Below are 16,828 nucleotides of genomic sequence, written 5' to 3'. Positions count from 1 at the left end.
TTGAACAGGATGGTCCGCGGCCAGCTCATCGCGTTCGTCGTCGTCACCCTGCTCGGCGTCACCTACGCCGGCGTGGAGTACCTGCGGGTCCCGCGCATGCTGGGAGCCGGCATCTACACGGTCACCCTCCAACTGCCCTCGGCCAGCGGCCTCTACGAGCATGCGCTGGTCACCTACCGGGGCATCGAGGTGGGCAAGGTCGACCGGGTGGAGCTCGACCGGGCCGGGGTGACCGCCGTGCTCGGCATCAACGACGGCGTGTCGATCCCGGCGAACTCGGCGGTGTCGGTGCGCGGCACGTCGGCGATCGGTGAGCAGTTCGTCAACTTCGAACCGGGCGGCCCGGCCGCGCCGCCGCTGCGCGACGGGGACGTCATCCCGGCCGGGCGCGTCGGACTTCCCACCGCGGTGGGGAAGCTGCTGTCCTCGGTGAACGACGTCGCCGCCACGCTGCCCCTGGACAAGCTGCACAGCACCGTCGACGAGCTCTACCGGGCCCTGCACGGGACGGGGCCGGAGCTCGCCGGCCTGCTCCGGTCCGCGATGCGGCTGCAGGGCCTGGCAAGCGCCGACCTCGACCCGACCGTCCGGCTGTTCACCGACCTGGTGCCGGTGCTGGCCACCCAGCAGCGGATCGGACCCCAGGTCCGGTCGTTCACCGGTGACCTGGCCGCCGTGACCGACACCCTGCGCGCCGTCGACCCGAGCCTGCGGGGCGCGATCGACAAGGCCGGCCCGATGGCCGACGCGCTCGGCGAGCTGGTGAACGAGGTGCGCCCCACCCTGCCCCAGCTGCTCACCGACCTGACCTCCACCAGCCAGGTGCTGCGCGTGTTCGTGCCCAACATCCGGCAGACCATGGTCATCTTCCCGGCGGCGACCGCGGCGCTGACCAGTACGACCGCCAAGGGTTCGCTGGAGGCCGGCGGCCAGTTCCCGCCGCCCTACTCGGCGCTGGGCTTCAAGCTGACCTTCAACCAGCCTCCGCCGTGCACCAAGGGGTTCGAGGAGGACCGGATCGCGCCGTCGGACCTGTCCAACTCGCGCCCGCCGCCCACCGACGCGTACTGCAAGGAACCGAAGGACTCGCCGATCGCGGTGCGGGGTTTCCGCAACGCGCCGTGCCCACCCGGGAGCCCGGCCGGGCCGGACAGCACCGGCGCGACCGCCGCCGCCTGCGGCTGGCACTTCCAGGCCCCGGACCGGGCCAAGGCGGCCACCGACGTGGCGATCAAGCACATGCTCGAGGTGGCCGCGCGCAACCCCAAGACCCGCGCGGAGAACGAGGCGTTCATCCGGGGCGCCGACTTCGCCGGCCCGGAACCGAGCCCCACCCCGCCGGCGATCAACGGCCCCGGCAACAGCTCCCACGAGAGCCCGGACGGGCTGTTCTTCGCCGGCGGCCAGCCGTTCGTCAACGGCGGCGCCTCGCCGTTGCCGGAGGTCAGCACCCCGAAGGGGCCGGTGCCGGGCGTGGCGCAGTACCTGCTCTCGCCGCTGCTGGCCCCGAGTGGGCGGTGAGCGATGGACACCGGCCGCACCCTCGCCCGTACGATCGTCGCCTCCGTGGTGGCCAGCGTCCTGCTGGCCTCGGCGGGCGGGGTGCTGTGGTACCTGCGGGCCCAGCACGACCACCGGGAACGCGACGCTGCCGTCACCGCGGCCGCTCGGAACGAGGTCCTCGCCTTGCTCACACTCAGTCCGGACAACCCACAGGCCACGCGGGACCGGGTGCTCGCCGGGGCAACCGGTGCCTGGCGGGAGGAGTTCGCCCGGGGAGCCGGCCCGTTCAACCAGGTCGTGCACACCGGGCAGGTGGGCTCGCGGGCGGCGATCAGTGCCTCCGCCGTCCAGCACGCGGACCAGCGGCGGGCGACCGTGCTGGTCTCGGCGAACGCGGTGATCCAGAACGCCGACTCGCCGAGGGGGCATCCGGGCGCCTACCGGGTCCGGCTGGTCCTGGAGAACCAGGACGGGAACTGGCTGGTCTCCGACCTCGAGTTCGTCGCGTGACCCCGGCGACCGCGCTCACCGCCGTCGGCGGGTTCATAGCGATGAGCCTGGACGCCCTTCGCGCGATCTTCCGGCGTCCGTTCCAGACGCGGGAGTTCCTGGAACAGACCGTGTTCCTGGCCCGGGTCACGATCCTGCCGTGCATCTTCCTGGCCGTGCCGTTCCTCGGCGTCACGATCTTCTTCGTCAACCAGCTGCTCATCCAGATCGGCGCGATCGACCTGTCCGGCGCCGGTACCGCGCTGGCGGTGATCCGTGAGATCGGGTCGATGGCGAGCGTCCTGGTCCTGGCCGGCGCCGGGTCCACGGCGATCTGCGCCGACCTGGCCGCGCGGACCATCCGGGAGGAGATCGACGCCATGGAGGTGCTCGGTGTCGACCCGGTCCACCGGCTCGTCGTCCCGCGCGTGCTCGCCACGACGCTCGTGGCGGTCGGCCTCAACGCCGTGGTGTGCGTGGCCGGCATCAGCACCGGATACGTGTTCTCGGTGCTCGTCCAGGGCGCCAGCGCCGGCCAGTTCGTCGCCAACCTGACGCTCCTGGTCGGGCTGTCGGACGTGCTGGTGGGGATCGTGAAGGTGATCGTGTTCGGGCTGGCGGCGGGGTTGGTCGGCTGCTATCGAGGCCTCACCGTCGGCCCCGGGGCCAAGGGTGTGGGCGAGGCGGTCAACGAGACCGTGGTGCTGGTGGTGGTCATCCTTTTCGTGGTCAACACCATCATCACGCTGATCTACATGCAGTTCGGTTCCCAATGATCCGCGCACTGGGCCGGCTCGCGGGGGCGGTGGTCACCGGCGCCGACCGGGCGCTGCCGCCCGGACTCCCACGGGTCCTGCTGGCCGCCGCCACCGCGCTGCTCGCCGTCGGCGGTGCCGTCGGGCTCACCGTTCTCACCTTTTCCACGGCGGACGCCCTGCGCGGCGAGTCGGCCGGCCGGCAGGCGGTGTCGGCGGCACTCGACCTCACCCCGAAGCTGCTCAACTTCGACTACCGCACGCTCGACACCGACCTCGAACGCGCGAGGTCCGCGGCCACCGGCGACTACTGGGCCCGGAGTGCCCTGGCGGAGACGATCCGGCCGGTGGTCGTCGAGCAGCGGGCGAGCATGCGGACCGTGGTGCGGGAGGCCGGGGTCGCCGAGGCCGGACCGGACCGGGTGGTCGTGCTGCTGTTCCTGAACCAGACCACCAGCGGGAAGAACCTGATCGCGCCGAGGGTGGACAGCCGGGTCGCCCGGGTCACCGCGGTCCGGGTGGACGGCCGGTGGCTGCTCGCGGGCTTCGAGCCGGTGTAGGGAGGGTGTGGATGAGAACACGCTGGCTCGGCGGGGCGCTCGGCCTGGTGCTGGTGGCCGCGTTGGTGGCGGGCGGGATCCTGCTGCATTCGGTGCTGGACTACCGCGCGGACAACGCCCGCCGGGACGCGATCCTCACCGTGGCGCGCAACGTGGCCCAGACGTCCTACTCGCTGGACTACGAGGCCTTTCCCCAACAGGTGTCCCAGATCGTCGCCGAGACCACTGGCAACTACCGCAAGGGCCTGATCGACAGCACCGACGGCCTGCGCTACATCCTGACCCAGGGCAAGGTGAAGTCGTCCTGCACCATCACGGCCGCCGGCATCGAGCGGGCGGACGAGAACACCGCGACCGTGCTCCTGTCGATCACCGCCCGCATCACCAATACCGAGATCCAGGTTCCCCAGGTGCGCCACTACCGGGTGGCCATCGGCCTGCTCCGGCAGGGCTCGCGGTGGCTGGTCCAGTCGAACGACGTGATCGCGTGAGCCGGCGCGCCGTCCTGCTGCTGGCCGTACTGACCCTCGCGGTGGTCGGGGCGACGACCGTGCTGGTGTTCGCGGAACGGCGGGTGGACGCCATCACCACCGCCCGGGCCGACGCGGTGGCCCAGGCCCGGCAGCGCGTCGCGGAGGTGCTCAGCTACGGCGCGGACACGATCGACGCCGACCTGGACCGCGCCCAGCAGGCCACGGCGGGCACATTCGCGCAGTACTACCTGCCGTTCGCCCGGAGCACGATCGCCCCCGCGGTCCGGCAGGCGGGGACCACGTCGCGGGCCGTGGTGAGCCGAGCGGCCGTGGTGAGCGCCGACCCGGACACGGTCACCGTGCTGGTCTTCATCGACCAGCGCACCTCCAGCAAGGCGGCACCGGAACCGCGCGGCACCTCCAGCACCGCGCGGGTGACCATGACCAAGGTCGCGGGCCAGTGGCTGATCAGCGAACTGACCCCGACCTCCTCGTGAGCGGCCGCTACTTGAGCAGGCTGCCGGCGTCGACCGGCAGCGTTATGCCGGTGATGTAGCGGGACTCGTCGGACGCGAGGAACAGCACCGCGTTGCTGATGTCCTCCGGCTCCACCCACGGCACCGGCAGCATGTGCGCCATCTGCGACAGCGGGGCGAAGTCGTCGATCCCCGGGTTCTCCAGGTCGGGCCGGAACATGCGGAACGTCGCGTCGTTCATCACCATCGGCGTGTTCACCTGGGTGGGGTGCACCGAGTTGACCCGGATGTTGTGGTGGGCCAGTTCCACGGCCAGGCAGCGCATCACGCCGACCACCCCGTGCTTGGCGGCGACGTAGTGGCCCGTGTGCGGGTAGGCCTTCATCCCGCCCACCGAGCTGGTGAGCACGATCGAACCGCCCCGGCCGCCGGCGAGGATGTGCGGTATCGCCACCTTGGTGGACAGCCAGACGCCGGTCAGGTTGACGTCGATCATCTCCTGCCAGATCGGCTGCTCCATGTCGGTCAGGGTGCTGCCGCCGGTGCCGATGCCGGCGTTGGCCACCACGATGTCCAAGCGGCCGAGCTGTTGCACACCGCCGTCCACCGCCGCCCTCATGGCGTCCAGGTCGCGCACGTCCACCTGCGCGGAGACGATGCGGCGGTCCTCCTTCTCCACCAGCGCGACGGTCTCGGCCAGATCCTCCGGCGTCGCCGGCGGATACGGCACGTTGTCGAGCCGCCGGCAGATGTCGACGGCGATGATGTCCGCGCCCTCCTGGGCCAGCCGCACCGCGTGGCTGCGGCCCTGGCCCCGGGCCGCGCCCGTGATGAAGGCGACCTTGCCGGCAACCCGTTCAGACATCGCTACCTCGTTCCTGGTTGGACGCCGCGGCCCGGACGGCCTGGCGGATTCCCTGGTAGCCCGTGCAGCGGCACAGGTTCCCGGACAGCGCTTCGTTGATCTCGTCGTCGCTCGGGTCGCGGTGGTCGCGCAGGTAGGCGGTGACCGAGACGATGAAGCCGGGCGTGCAGAAGCCGCACTGCAACCCGTGGTGGTCGCGGAACGCCGCCTGCACGGGGGAGAGCTCGCCGCCGGGCCCCGCGATCCCCTCCACGGTGGTGACCTCGGTGCCGTGGGCCTGCACCGCGAACACCAGGCAGGCCCGTACGGCCGCACCGTCAAGCAGCACCGTGCAGGAGCCGCACACCCCGTGCTCACAGCCGAGGTGGGTGCCGGTGAGCTGGCAGTGCCCGCGTAGGTAGTCGGCCAGGGTCAGCCTCGGCTCGACGCGGCCCCGCCGCACCGCGCCGTTGACCGTCAGCTCGATCTCGACGTCACCCATCGCCCGCCTCCCGCAGAGCCCGCTGCCAGCCACGCGCCACCACCGCCGCCCCGACCCGCGCGCGGTACTCGGCCGACCCGTGCAGGTCGGCGGCGCAGGGCCCGAGCCCCGATATGGCGGCCCGCCCGACCTCGTCGGCCGCCACGTCGGCGAGGTGGCGGCCGATCAGCTCCGCCTCCACGGCGGTGGCCCGTTCCGGTTTCGAACCGAGCCCGAACAGGCCGATGCCGCACCGGCGGATCCGGTCGTCCGGGTCGAGCTCGACCGCGATGGCGGCGCCGGCGATGGCGAAGTCCCCGTGCCGGCGGGCGAACTCCTCGACCGCGAACCCGGTGCGGCCGCGCCACACCGGAAACCTCAGGCCGGTGAGCACCTCGTCGGCGCCGAGCTCGGTCGTCCACTGGCCGAGGAAGAACTTGGCCGAGGGGATGGTCCGCGCACCGGCCGCCGATACGGCTTCCAGCTCGGCATCGAGGGTGACGGCAACGGCGGGATACTCGGCGGCCGCGTCGGCGTGGGCGATCGAGCCGCCCAGGGTGCCCCGGTTGCGGATCTGGAAGTGCCCGATCAGCGGCGTCGCCCGGGCGAGCAGCGGGACCGCCTCGGCGACCTCGGCGGACCGTTCGATCGCGGCCTGGGTCGTTCCGGCGCCGATCCACAGGGCTCCGCCGCTTTCCCGGCGCACGCCGCGCAGGCCGGCCGTGCGGCTCACGTCCACCAGATGGTCGAAGACCGCCAGCCGCAGCGCGAGCATCGGGACCAGGCTCTGGCCACCGGCTATGAGCTTCGCCTGGTCGCCCAGCTCGGCGAGCAGCGCGGCGGCCTCCTCGACGGTGGCCGGGGCGTGGTACTCGAACGCGGCGGGCTTCATCGCGGCGCCCGCTCGGACCGCTGGACCAGCGCAACCACGGCGGCCGGCGAAAGCGGCAGCCGGGTGACCTCCACGCCGAAGGGGGCGAGCGCGTCGGCCACCGCGTTGATGACGGCGGGCGGCGCGCCGATGGCGCCACCCTCGCCGACGCCCTTGTAGCCGCCCGGCCCGGGGCCCGGCGTCTCCATGTGGCCGTACTCGATGGTCGGGACCTCGGCGGCGGTCGGCATCAGGTAGTCCATGAACGTGGTGGTCAACGGGTTGCCGTCCGGGTCGTAGGCCAGGTGCTCGTACAGCGCGCCGCCGATGCCCTGCACCGTGCCGCCGGCGATCTGGCCCTCGACCACGTTCGGGTTGATCATCGGGCCGCAGTCCTCGCTGACGATGTGGCGCAGCAGCTTCACCTGGCCGGTGACGACGTCCACCTCGCAGGTGCACACGTGGGTCGCGTTGGCCCAGATGATCTGGCTCTGCCCCTTGTAGCGGCCGCTCGCCTCTAGCCCGGGTGGCACGCCGGGCGGCAGCGCGTCGACCTGGAAGTAGGCCAGGGAGGCGATCTCGGCCAGGGACATCCCGGCGTCCGGCACCCCCCGCACGCTGGCGCGCCCGTGGCTCAGCTCGATGTCCTCGACCCGTGCCTCCAACCGGTGCGCGGCGATCAGCGCGATCCGCTCCCGCAGCACCGACGCGGTCTCGGCCACCGCTCCCGCGATCATCGAGCCGGAGCGGGAGCCGGCGGTGCCGCCGCCGAAGGGCGTCAGCGCGGTGTCGCCCTGGATGGTGTGCACGTCCTCGATGTCCACCCCCAGCGCGTCGGCCGCGAGCTGCACGGTGGTGGTCTCCAGGCTGTTTCCGGTGGAGCCGCCGGCGACGTAGACGTTGACCGTGCCGGACGGCTCGATCCGGATCGTGGCGCCCTCGGTGCTGTGCATGCCCATCGCGGCGGTGGTGGGTTCGACGTAGGTGCAGGTGCCGACCCCGAGGTAGCGGCCCTCCGCCCGGGCCCGCGCCTGCTCCTTGCGGAACGCCTCGTAGCCAAGCAGCTCGATGGCGTGCTCGAAGGTCTCCAGCGGCGTGATGTCCGTGTAGGCCATGCCGATGAGGTTCAGGTGGGGCATCTCGTCGGCGCGGAGCAGGTTGCGCCGGCGCAGCTCGACCGGGTCGAACCCGAACCGCCGCGCCGCCGAGTCCAGCAGCACCTCACGGGCGACCGACTCGAACTGCCACGGCCCCCGGTACGGCGCGCGCCCGACCGTGTTGGAGAACACCGACCTCGAGGAGAACGTGCCGGCGGGGACCCGGTAGGGACCGGGGAACAGGGTGCCCACGGCGGCGGCGGTCTGCACCGGCCACGGCGTCGGATAGGCCCCGACGTCCTGCACGTAGTCGATCTGGGTGGCCAGGATCGCGCCGTCGTGGTCGAAGGCCATCCGCAGGTCGGCGTGCTCGTGGCGGGACTGGCTCGCGGACAGCAGGTTCTCCCGCCGGTCCTCGACCCATTTCAGCGCCGCCGGCACCTTCCGCGCGGCCAGCATGATGCACATGTCCTCGCGCATGGGCGCGACCTTCTGCCCGAACCCGCCGCCGGTGTCGCGCATGATCGCCCGCACCCTGTGCTCCGGGATGCCGAGCAGCCGTGAGCAGAACAGGCGCACCTCGTGCGGCGCCTGGGTGGACGCCCAGATGGTCAGCTCGCCATCGGTGGCCGACCACTCCACGACCAGCCCCCGGGTCTCCAGCGGCACCGGTGCGTAGGCCTGCTGGTAGATCGTGGTCGAGAGCACGTGCGGGGCGTTCTCGAACGTCGCCGTCAGCTCCGGTGAGGGCGGGATGCCGAGCTCACCGGCCAGGTTGCCCGGATAGTCCGGGTGCACCAGCTCGGCCGAATCCCGGGCCGTCACGTAGTCGACCACCGGGGGGAGTGGTTCGTAGTCGACGACGACCAGCTCGGCCGCGTCCTCGGCCACGTACCGGTCGGCGGCGACGACCAGCGCGACCGGATCTCCGGCGAACCGCACCTCTCCCTCGGCCAGGGGCGGGCGGGGAGTGTCCGGTATGTCCTTGCCCAGCAGGGTGTACCACTGTTCGCGCACGTCGGGGTTGAGGTCGCCGGCGGTGAACACGGCGTGCACGCCGTCCAGGGCGAGGGCCTCGTCGACGTCGATCCCGGTGATGCGGGCGCGCGCCATCGGGCTGCGCACGAAGCAGCCGTGCAACATCCCCGGGCGCACCACGTCGTCCACGAAGGTCCCGTGGCCGGTCAGCAACCGCGGATCCTCGACCCGGTGCACGCGAGCTCCGGCATACCGGCCAGCGGCCGCGTTCGCCGGACTCATCGGTTCCATCCTGGATCCCTTCTCGGCGACGGACACCGCCGATGCTGGGCAGTTGTTTAACACGGTTGCGAACGAGGGGTCAAGGAAGCTCCCTAGTGAGCGTCCTGTCGTGGGCGCCGCTCGAGACCCGATGCTGTGCAGTTGGCTAACTACGAGTTCCGGAAGAAGAGCGCGTGCTCTCGGATGGCGTCCGGCGTGGGGCGGGGCGTCCAGCCAAGCTCGCGGGTGGCCTTGCCGTGGTCGAGCGGCGGCATGCAGTGCATGAGACGGACCGACACGGTGGTCAGGGGCATGTCGCGTCTGAACGCCCGGCCGGCCACGTCCCCGAGCCGGCCCGCGACCCTCATGGCGCCCAGGGGCACGCCGATCCGGGGCGGTTTGTGGCCGGTGGCCTCGGCGGCCGCCGTCAGTATTTCCTTCGAGGTCATCATGCGTTCGGAGATGATGTACCGCTCGCCGGCGCGGCCGCGCTCCTCCGCGAGCAGGAATGCCCGGGCGGCATCCTCGACGCCGACGACCTCCATCCGCTGGTTGCGCACGAAGAACGGCATCCTTCCGGCCGCTGCCGCCCTGATGAGCCGGCCGTGCGCGACCGGGCCGTGGTCCCTCGCGCCGAACGTGGTGGACGGGCAGAGCACCACAGCGTCCAAACCGCGCTCACCGTGGTAGCTCAGCACCAGGTTCTCGGCGTCGAGGCGCGACCGGATGTACGGGCCGCCCATCTCGGCCCAGGTGTGGGCGGTGTCCTCGGTCGCGGAGCCGGTTCCGGGATGGCCGATGGTGCCGATGGTGCCGCAGAAGACGAACCGCTCGACCCGCGCCGCCACCGCCGCGTCCAGGACATTGCGCAGCGACTCGACATTCGTGCGGAACAGCGGTGCGGGGTCATGAAGTGAAGGCCGGGCGTCGACAATGCAGTAGAACACCGTCGCCACGTCGCGCATGGCCGCCCGCAGCGCCTGGTCGTCGAACAAATCGCCCCGGAACTCGGGAACCGGCAGATCCGCGAATGCGTGCGATGCGCTGGTCGGCCGCACCCAGATTCGTACATGGTCCCCGCGCTCGACGAGTTGGCGGGTGATGTGCGACCCGAGGAATCCGCTCGCGCCCATTACCAGTTTCGCGGTGCGTTGCCGATTTGTCACGATGGAGTCCAACCGTTTCCGTGGCGGCCAGACGTATTCGATAGAATCTATCGAATAGTCAGGGAAAGGGGTCAAGATGCGTGGCACGATGTCCGCGCCGACTTCGCGGGTCGTCGAGATCATCGAGTTGCTCGCCCGCCCCGGCGACACTCGGCTCCGCTACAGCGACATCGCGCGCGAGCTGGGCCTCACCCAGGCCACCACGCACGCGATCCTGACGACGCTGTGCGACCGGGGTTGGGTGATCCGTGACCTGGTCGACAAGACCTTCACCCTCGGGCCCGGTCTCGTGCCCGTCGCCGCCGCGGTCAACACCCGGCCGTTCGTGGATGAGGCGCGGGTCGCCGCGGTCGAGCTCACCGCCGAGTTCGGCTACGCCGCGTCGGTCACCGAGAAACTCGGCGACTCGTTGCAGATCACCGCGTTCGAAGGGGGCGAGAGCCCCTGGCCCGGCGACCGCATCCCGTACGCGCCGCCGTTCGGCGCCGGGTTCGCGGCCTGGGACACCGACGCCGAACGCCAGGCCTGGATCCAGCGGGCCGCGTCCAGCAACGCCGCCATCGCCGAGCGGCTCGCGGACACCCTGGCCCGCATCCGCGAGCGCGGATTCGACGTGGACGGCACGTCGCCGGCCGTGGCCCGCGCGGCCAACCTGGTCGGCACCCTGGACAGCGGCGCGATCGCCCTCCCGCAAAACGTCCGCGAGATGCTCGACCGGCTGCGCGTGGAGTTCACCACGATGGGATTCCCGGACGACTCCGCCGACAGCCCGAACCAGCCGGTGGCCGCCGTGACCGCGCCCGTGCTCGACCGCCATGGACACACGGCGCTGCTCCTGGCCGTGCACCCCCTCGTGGACCTGCCCCCTCGGCGGGTCGAGACCATCGGAAAGCGCCTGATCCGCGCCACGGCGGCGATCTCCGGCCGGGCCGCCGGGTCCTCGCGCTCCCGGCGGCCGTCCGGCTAGCTGCTGGGCCTCCACCCTCACATGCCGAAGAGGGCGCGCTGCCCGAGCGGGTCGAGGTACAGCCGGGTGAGCTTGCTGTAGGCGATCCGCCACTGGCCGTCCTCGACGCGGTAGTCCTCGTGGTAGTGCCCGAACCCGATGACCCTGAGGCCGGCCGGATAGATCAGCAGGTCCTGCATCGCCCACACGACCTTCGCCGTGGTGGGCGAGGTGACCTCGATCTCCGGCGTGTGCCCGTGGTGCACGGTCCTGTTCAGGGCCAGTGACACCTTGAGGAAGTTGACGAAGACCGCCCGGCCGGTCAGGATCGGGCCGGCCGAGTCGGTGGTGTCGACGGTCACGTCCCCGGTCAGCTGGTCCCCCAGCAGGTCCCAGTTCTTGGTGTCGATCGCCCGGAAGTAGCGGGCCTTGACCTGCTTGATTTGGGCGATGGCCACGGCGGCGACCTCCGGGCTCACGTTGTCCGACTGGAGTGCCGGGCCCGGGCCGGACCGGATGGGCACCAGTGGGGGAGCGGCGTTGGCCGGCACCGTGCCGGCCAGCCAGAGGGCGGCCACCGCTCCGGTTCCGATCAGGAAGTTCCGCCGGGAGGGGGCGGGCAACCTCGTCGCCGTCACGACTCGTCCAGCTGCAGCCGGGTCGCCTTCGTGGACGTGATCCTCCACTGGCCGTCCCGGATGGCGTAGCTGTCCCGGTGGTGCCCGAAGGCCAGTACCCGCCGGCCGTTCGCCTTCACGGTCAGCACCTGCATCGCCCACGTCCCCTCGGCGGTGTTCGCCGAGGTGAGCCTGATCTCGGGCATGTGCCCGTGGTGCACGGTCTTTGCCCCGTCGTAGTCGCTCTGCGCCCGCGTCACGTAGTTCGCCCTGCCGTTGGCCTTCGGGCCGGCCAGCGCCTCGTGGTCGACCTCGACGTCATCGGCGAGCGTGGACTCGAACGTGGACCAGTCCTTGGTGTCGAGGCAGCGGAAGTAGCGCGCCTTGAGGAACTCGATCGTGTTGATCTTCAGAACGTCCGGTACGTCCATCGGCTGTTGCCCGGCCTTTCGTGGTTGTCGCAGGTTGGGGAGCGCTGGCCGCCCGGTGTAAGCATGTATCGAATACTCGATGACCTATATCGAATATTTGGTGGCGGCGATCGTAGGGTGGCCGCCGTCGGACGTCAAGCGCCGGAGGGAAACGCACCCCGGGCACGCGGCAGGTGTGCGCGCAGCGCGAGCTCCGGAAGGGGTCGGCGAGTACCGCCCATGGTGGCGAGGTGGTAATGCGATGGTTTCTCAAAGCCAGTCGGTTCGGCCGGAACAAACTAGCAATGGCAGCGCCCCGGGAAAAACGTTTCTCAAAATCTTTCGAAGTAATTGAGTAACGCGGTCCGTGATTTCGTTTCGCGGTGACAAGAACGCTATGCGAGATGGGGGTCGTCAGGGTTTCTCGGCGAGCGCCGCGAGTCGGTCGAGCGAGATCTGGAGCTTGGCGGAGGTGGTCGCGCGGGCTCGTTCGTAGCGCTTCTCGTCGGTCAGCTGCGTCCAGTCGTAGGTATGGGTGACTCGGGTGCGCCCCGCGTCGAGGGGCTCGAGCTCCCACCGCCACAGGTGCCCGGGCGGCTCCTGCCCCGGCTCGGCGGGCTTCCACGCGATGCGGCGGCCCTCGTAGAACTCGACCACGTGGTTCTCCCGGACGCTGCCCTTGGTGAGGGTCATGGCGAAGACCGCGCCGACGTCGCGGACCCGCTGGCCCCCGTCGGCCTGGGCCAGATTGTCGTTGCCGTCCCAACGTGGTTGTTGCGTGGGATCGGCGATGAGCTCGAAGATCGCCTCAGGGGCCGCCGCGATCTCGCGGCTGGCGCTGCACACCTTCGTCTCCTTGCCCGGGCCAGTCACATGTGCATCCAACCACCCGGTGGTCGCCGCGGCGCCTGCCGGCAATACGTTCACCTTCTGTAATCAGTAGGCGGCCAAGTCGGTGCTAATGTGATCCGTTGCACACTCGAATGGGCGATGCGACCGGAGAGTGGAGGGATCATGGCTGGCTTGGTGGTCAAGAGTCTGAGCAGTCCGGAGGAAGTGAGGCCGTTCAAGGACGGCATGGGCAAACTGGAGCTGGTCGATCTTGCGTCCGGTGGTGTAGGGCGCGCGACATTCCAGCCCGGCTGGCGCTGGTCCGAGCACGTCAAGCCGATCGCGGGGACCGACAGTTGCCTGGCCTCCCACGTCGGCTACGTGATATCGGGTCAGATGACGATCCGTATGGACGACGGCGAGCAGGTGACCTTGGGGCCGGGCGATTACATGCGGTGCCCGCCCGGTCACGACGCCTGGATCGTGGGCGACGAGCCTTGCGTAGTGATCGACTGGCAGGGGTTCGTCGACTACGCCAAGGGCTGAGCCACCTCGGCGCCGGCCAGCGCGATGCGGTGGCGCCGGTGTGCGGCCATCCGGACCGGGGCGTCCGGCCAGCCGTACCCGTCGTAGTCGCCGACCCGCTGGACCAGCTGAAGGAACAGTCGCCCGCCGAGCAGCTCGGTGCAGACCTGCAGGTAGGCGCCGTCGCCGTCGGTGTCGTAGAGCACTCCGGCGGCGCGGAGCCGCTCGAGCAGCTCGGCGGGCAGTCCGAGGCGGGCCTCGAGGTCGGCGTAGTAGTTGTCCGGGATCGCGAGCAGCGCGGCGCCGGCCGCGCGGGCGGCCCGGGCGGCGGTGACGACGTCGTCGGTGCGGAGCGCGACGTACTGGGGGTCGGTGACGCGGGGCGCCCAGTCGCCCCGGCGCAGCAGCGAGACCGTCAGCGCGATCCGTGTGCGCCGGCGTTCGTCGTTGACCGCGCGGCCGCGTATCAGGCCGTAGGGCGCCGCGAACTCACCCGGTTCTCCCGGGCGGAGGCCGAGCACCGCGCGGTAGAAGAGCGCGGCCTCGTCGAAATGGTCGAACGGCTGGGTGAGCCCGACATGGTCGACCCCGGTCACGCCGATGCCCGTCGCGGCGGCCATGCCGGTGGGGACGAAGTCGCCGGTCCAGCCGCCGGCCTCGGGCGCGTTGGTCCGGCAGAGGAACAGAGACGTCCCGTCCGGGGCGGCGATCGCGGAGAGATCGGCTTCGGCGGGGCCGTGGTGACGGGGAAGGATCGGGGCGAGTAGTCGTTCGGCGCGAAGCGCGGACGTCGGCGGGTCCTCGGACTCGACGCCGATGGCGCCGATCGAGGGTTCGCCGCCCCTGGCGTTGACCAGGATCCGCGCCGCGCCCTGCTCCCAGCGGTCGACCGGCTTGCTCCGGTGCCGGCCGGTGTGGGCGAAACCGAGGGCGCTCAGCGTGTCGGCGAGCGTCGCGGCGGCGGAGGAGCCTGCGGTGAGCTCGACGAATGCGTAGCCACCCAGCTCGGGTGCCGGGACCGCGACCGGGTCGGTTCCGGCGCCGCCGGCCGCCGTGGCCTCGGCGAGGGCGAGCAGGGAGCGGCGCGCGTCGACGGCGGTGCCGGCGGGATCGGCCTGGCGGAAGACGTCGTTGAACACCTCGAGTGACAGCGGCCCCCGGTAGCCCGCCGCGAGGACCGGCCGGAGGAACGCCGGCAGGTCGAACGAGCCCTGCCCGGGGAACAGCCGGTGATGCCGGCTCCACTGCAGCACGTCCATCGACAGGTGTGGGGCGTCGGCCAGCTGCAGGAAGAACAGCTTCTCCCCGGGGATCGCCGCGATGCCGGCGGGATCCGAGCCTCGGGACAGGATGTGGAAGCTGTCCAGGCACAGGCCCAGTGCCGGGTGGCCGGCTCGGGCGACCACCCGCCAGGACCGCTGGTAGGTGTGCACGTGGCGGCCCCAGGCCAGGGCCTCGTAGGCGATGCGCAGCCCCCTCGCGCCGGCGCGCTCGGCCAGCGCGTGCAGTTGCTCGGCCAGGCGGTCGTCGTCGGCCACCGCGTCCTGGGCGACCGACGAGCAGACCAGCAGGGTGTCCGCGCCCAGCGCCTCCATCACGGCGAACTTGTGCTCGGCCCGCCGCAGGTTGGCCGTGAACCGTTCGGGATCGGTGGAGTCGAGGTCGCGGAACGGCTGGTAGAGGTCGATGGACAGGCCGAGGCCGGCGCAGCGCCGTCGGACCTCCGAGGGCGGAAGCACGGAGTTGAGCAGGTCGGGTTCGAAGAGCTCGATGCCGGCGAAGCCCGCGCCGGCCGCGGCGGCCAGCTTGTCCTCGAGCGTTCCGGACAGGCAGACGGTCGCGATGGCATCGTGCCGGTCAGGCCACACGGCCGGCCTCCTTGTCCGGGGTGACGAGTTCGGCGAGGTGACGCAGCATCCGCTCCGGGTCGGGATCGGCGCCGGTGAACAGGCGCAGGGCCTCGGCGGCCTGGTGGACGGCCATCCGCCCGCCGTCGAGCGTCGCGCACCCGGCCGCTCGCGCGGCCCTCAGCAGCGCGGTGTCCAGGGGCCGGTAGACGATCTCGGCCACCCAGAGCGCCGGCCGCAGCAGATCGGGAGGCAACGGGAGCCCGGGCTGCTCGGCCATCCCGACCGGCGTCGCGTGCACCAGCCCGTCGGCGCGGCCCAGCCGGACGGCCAGGTCCCCGGACCCGCCGGAGCGCACCCGGCCGCTGCCGAACCGGGCGGCCAGCGCGTCCGCGAGCCGCGCCGCCCGGGCGTGGTCGAGGTCCAGAATGTCGAGGGCGCCGACGCCGAGGGTCAGCAGGGCGTGCGCACTGGCCGCCCCCGCGCCGCCGGCGCCGAGAAGCACGACGCGATCCGTTGCCGCCCCCGGCAGCCCGGTGCTCATCCCGTACCGGAAGCCCGACCAGTCCGTGTTGTGCCCGACAGCGCGGGCGCCCTCGAAGACGACGGTGTTGACCGCACCGATCGCCTCCGCCTCCCCGGACAGCTCGTCCAGGTGCGGGAGGACCAGCTGCTTGCAGGGGTGCGTGATGTTGAGACCCCGGTACCCGTCCGCCCGTGCTCGGTCGAGCAGCGCGCCGACGGCGGTCGCCGGAAGGCCGAGCTCGTCGAGATCGAAGCGGGAGTAGGCGTAGGGCACGCCGAGCCGGTCGGCCTCCCGCACGTGCAGCGCGGGGGACAGTGACGGGCCGATCCCGGATCCCACCAGGCCGACGCGCACGGGGTTGTCGATCGTCACGGGCCTCCTCGACGGCGCATTCTATGTACTAGATAGTTAGTTGTACTCGATTCCTGAGGGGGACGGAAGGGGCTCGGGCCGGTTGCGGGCTCTATCGTCATGACGTGATCGAAAGGAGCGCGGGCCCATGACCTCGGCGGATCAGGTGGTGCCACCGGAGCGGCAGCGCGACGCCGAGCGCACCCGGGCCGAGATCCTCGAGATCGCCACCGAGGAGTTCGCCGACCGTGGCTACGACGGGGCGCGGGTCGACGAGATCGCGGCCCGGACCCGCACCACCAAGCGGATGATCTACTACTATTTCCGCAGCAAGACGGGCCTTTACGTGGCGGTGCTGGAGCACGCGTACGCCGGCATCCGGGCTCTCGAGACCCAACTGGACGTGGCCGACCTGCATCCCGCCCGGGCGATGCGGGCGCTGGCCGAGCTCACCTTCGACCACCACGAGGCCCATCCGGCGTTCATCCGGCTGGTGAGCATCGAGAACATCCACCGCGCGCGGCACCTGCGGACCTCGCCGATCCTGTCCGGGCTGGCCACGCCGGCCGTCGACGTGCTCGGCGGCATCCTGCGGCGGGGGCGGGACGGCGGGCTGTTCCGCGACGACGTCGACGCGCTGGACGTGCACATGGTGATCAGCGCGTTCTGTGTCTTCCGCATCGCCAACCGGCACACGTTCCAGGCCATCTTCGACCGGGACATGCTCGAGCCCGGCCGCCGTGACCACTACCGGCGGATGCTCGGCGACCTCGTCCTGGAGTACCTGACCGCGCACGTCGCCCGGGCCTGACCGTCCCGGC

The 16,828-nt window shown here is 71.4% G+C and carries 19 protein-coding genes; 9 read left to right on the top strand and 10 right to left on the bottom strand.

All coding sequences use genetic code 11. The features are described from left to right. Positions 1-9 precede the first annotated feature (9 nt). Genes ABEB12_RS05940 through ABEB12_RS05915 form a run of 6 tightly spaced genes read left to right on the top strand, consistent with a single transcriptional unit; the run spans position 10 to position 4,277 of the window. Complete coding sequence (locus tag ABEB12_RS05940) at positions 10-1,521, top strand: MCE family protein (protein ID WP_185062755.1); 1,512 nt, start codon at positions 10-12, stop codon at positions 1,519-1,521. A 3-nt stretch (positions 1,522-1,524) separates the two neighbouring features. Next, positions 1,525-2,013, top strand: coding sequence for a hypothetical protein (locus ABEB12_RS05935; protein WP_185062754.1), 489 nt, complete (start codon positions 1,525-1,527; stop codon positions 2,011-2,013). Further along, a complete protein-coding gene (locus ABEB12_RS05930; RefSeq protein ID WP_345702596.1) occupies positions 2,010-2,768 on the top strand; it encodes an MlaE family ABC transporter permease in 759 nt (252 codons plus the stop codon). Before ABEB12_RS05935 ends, ABEB12_RS05930 begins: the two co-directional genes overlap by 4 nt. After that, entirely contained in the window at positions 2,765-3,307 is a 543-nt protein-coding gene (locus ABEB12_RS05925) for a hypothetical protein (RefSeq protein WP_185062753.1), read from the top strand. Before ABEB12_RS05930 ends, ABEB12_RS05925 begins: the two co-directional genes overlap by 4 nt. Before the next feature lie 11 nt (positions 3,308-3,318). Continuing rightward, positions 3,319-3,798: a hypothetical protein gene (locus ABEB12_RS05920; RefSeq protein ID WP_185062752.1), complete on the top strand. Its 480-nt coding sequence runs from the start codon at positions 3,319-3,321 to the stop codon at positions 3,796-3,798. Next, positions 3,795-4,277 (top strand): hypothetical protein, encoded by a 483-nt coding sequence (locus tag ABEB12_RS05915; RefSeq protein ID WP_185062751.1) that lies wholly within the window; start codon positions 3,795-3,797, stop codon positions 4,275-4,277. Before ABEB12_RS05920 ends, ABEB12_RS05915 begins: the two co-directional genes overlap by 4 nt. A gap of 7 nt (positions 4,278-4,284) precedes the next feature. On the opposite strand, the gene ABEB12_RS05910 is transcribed toward ABEB12_RS05915, so the two are convergent. The 5 genes from ABEB12_RS05910 to ABEB12_RS05890 all read right to left on the bottom strand — a co-directional run bounded on the left by ABEB12_RS05910 (position 4,285) and on the right by ABEB12_RS05890 (position 10,077). Next, entirely contained in the window at positions 4,285-5,121 is an 837-nt protein-coding gene (locus ABEB12_RS05910) for a mycofactocin-coupled SDR family oxidoreductase (protein ID WP_185062750.1), read from the bottom strand. Beyond that, positions 5,114-5,602: a 2Fe-2S iron-sulfur cluster-binding protein gene (locus ABEB12_RS05905; RefSeq protein ID WP_185062749.1), complete on the bottom strand. Its 489-nt coding sequence runs from the start codon at positions 5,600-5,602 to the stop codon at positions 5,114-5,116. Before ABEB12_RS05905 ends, ABEB12_RS05910 begins: the two co-directional genes overlap by 8 nt. Further along, positions 5,595-6,473: an FAD binding domain-containing protein gene (locus ABEB12_RS05900; protein WP_185062748.1), complete on the bottom strand. Its 879-nt coding sequence runs from the start codon at positions 6,471-6,473 to the stop codon at positions 5,595-5,597. Before ABEB12_RS05900 ends, ABEB12_RS05905 begins: the two co-directional genes overlap by 8 nt. Then, positions 6,470-8,809, bottom strand: a complete 2,340-nt coding sequence (locus ABEB12_RS05895) for a molybdopterin cofactor-binding domain-containing protein (RefSeq protein ID WP_185062747.1) — start codon at positions 8,807-8,809, stop codon at positions 6,470-6,472. The genes ABEB12_RS05900 and ABEB12_RS05895 overlap by 4 nt, the downstream gene beginning before the upstream one ends. Positions 8,810-8,958: 149 nt before the next feature. Continuing rightward, entirely contained in the window at positions 8,959-10,077 is a 1,119-nt protein-coding gene (locus ABEB12_RS05890) for an NAD-dependent epimerase/dehydratase family protein (RefSeq protein ID WP_221498221.1), read from the bottom strand. Between ABEB12_RS05890 and ABEB12_RS05885 the strand changes: the two genes are divergently transcribed. After that, complete coding sequence (locus ABEB12_RS05885) at positions 10,043-10,921, top strand: helix-turn-helix domain-containing protein (RefSeq protein WP_221498220.1); 879 nt, start codon at positions 10,043-10,045, stop codon at positions 10,919-10,921. The two genes, ABEB12_RS05890 and ABEB12_RS05885, sit on opposite strands and share 35 nt — an antisense overlap. Before the next feature lie 17 nt (positions 10,922-10,938). On the opposite strand, the gene ABEB12_RS05880 is transcribed toward ABEB12_RS05885, so the two are convergent. From ABEB12_RS05880 to ABEB12_RS05870, 3 genes are all read right to left on the bottom strand, one after another. Then, positions 10,939-11,538, bottom strand: a complete 600-nt coding sequence (locus ABEB12_RS05880; protein WP_221498219.1) for a nuclear transport factor 2 family protein — start codon at positions 11,536-11,538, stop codon at positions 10,939-10,941. Beyond that, entirely contained in the window at positions 11,535-11,948 is a 414-nt protein-coding gene (locus tag ABEB12_RS05875; protein WP_185062745.1) for a nuclear transport factor 2 family protein, read from the bottom strand. Before ABEB12_RS05875 ends, ABEB12_RS05880 begins: the two co-directional genes overlap by 4 nt. Positions 11,949-12,341: 393 nt before the next feature. Then, positions 12,342-12,773: an SRPBCC family protein gene (locus tag ABEB12_RS05870; RefSeq protein ID WP_345702595.1), complete on the bottom strand. Its 432-nt coding sequence runs from the start codon at positions 12,771-12,773 to the stop codon at positions 12,342-12,344. A 168-nt stretch (positions 12,774-12,941) separates the two neighbouring features. On the opposite strand from ABEB12_RS05870, the gene ABEB12_RS05865 reads away from it, so the two are divergent. After that, a complete protein-coding gene (locus ABEB12_RS05865) occupies positions 12,942-13,304 on the top strand; it encodes a cupin domain-containing protein (protein ID WP_185062743.1) in 363 nt (120 codons plus the stop codon). Here the strand turns inward: ABEB12_RS05865 and ABEB12_RS05860 are convergent. Then, on the bottom strand, positions 13,289-15,151 hold the full coding sequence (locus ABEB12_RS05860; protein ID WP_185062742.1) for a TIM barrel protein: 1,863 nt from the start codon (positions 15,149-15,151) through the stop codon (positions 13,289-13,291). The genes ABEB12_RS05865 and ABEB12_RS05860 overlap by 16 nt on opposite strands. Then, positions 15,141-16,028 carry a shikimate dehydrogenase gene (locus tag ABEB12_RS05855; RefSeq protein ID WP_185062741.1) on the bottom strand — a complete coding sequence of 296 codons (888 nt, stop codon included), beginning with the start codon at positions 16,026-16,028 and terminating at the stop codon, positions 15,141-15,143. Before ABEB12_RS05855 ends, ABEB12_RS05860 begins: the two co-directional genes overlap by 11 nt. 127 nt (positions 16,029-16,155) lie before the next feature. Here ABEB12_RS05855 and ABEB12_RS05850 point away from each other — a divergent pair, with 127 nt between their 5' ends. Then, on the top strand, positions 16,156-16,818 hold the full coding sequence (locus ABEB12_RS05850) for a TetR family transcriptional regulator (protein ID WP_185062740.1): 663 nt from the start codon (positions 16,156-16,158) through the stop codon (positions 16,816-16,818). Positions 16,819-16,828: the final 10 nt, after the last annotated feature.

Origin of the sequence: Actinospineispora eucalypti (genome assembly GCF_039543365.1) — a bacterium.
GTDB classification, from domain to species: Bacteria; Actinomycetota; Actinomycetes; order Mycobacteriales; family Pseudonocardiaceae; genus Pseudonocardia; species Pseudonocardia eucalypti.
The sequence above is the reverse complement of the archived record's forward strand: the minus strand, read 5'-3'. Positions and strand labels throughout refer to the sequence as shown.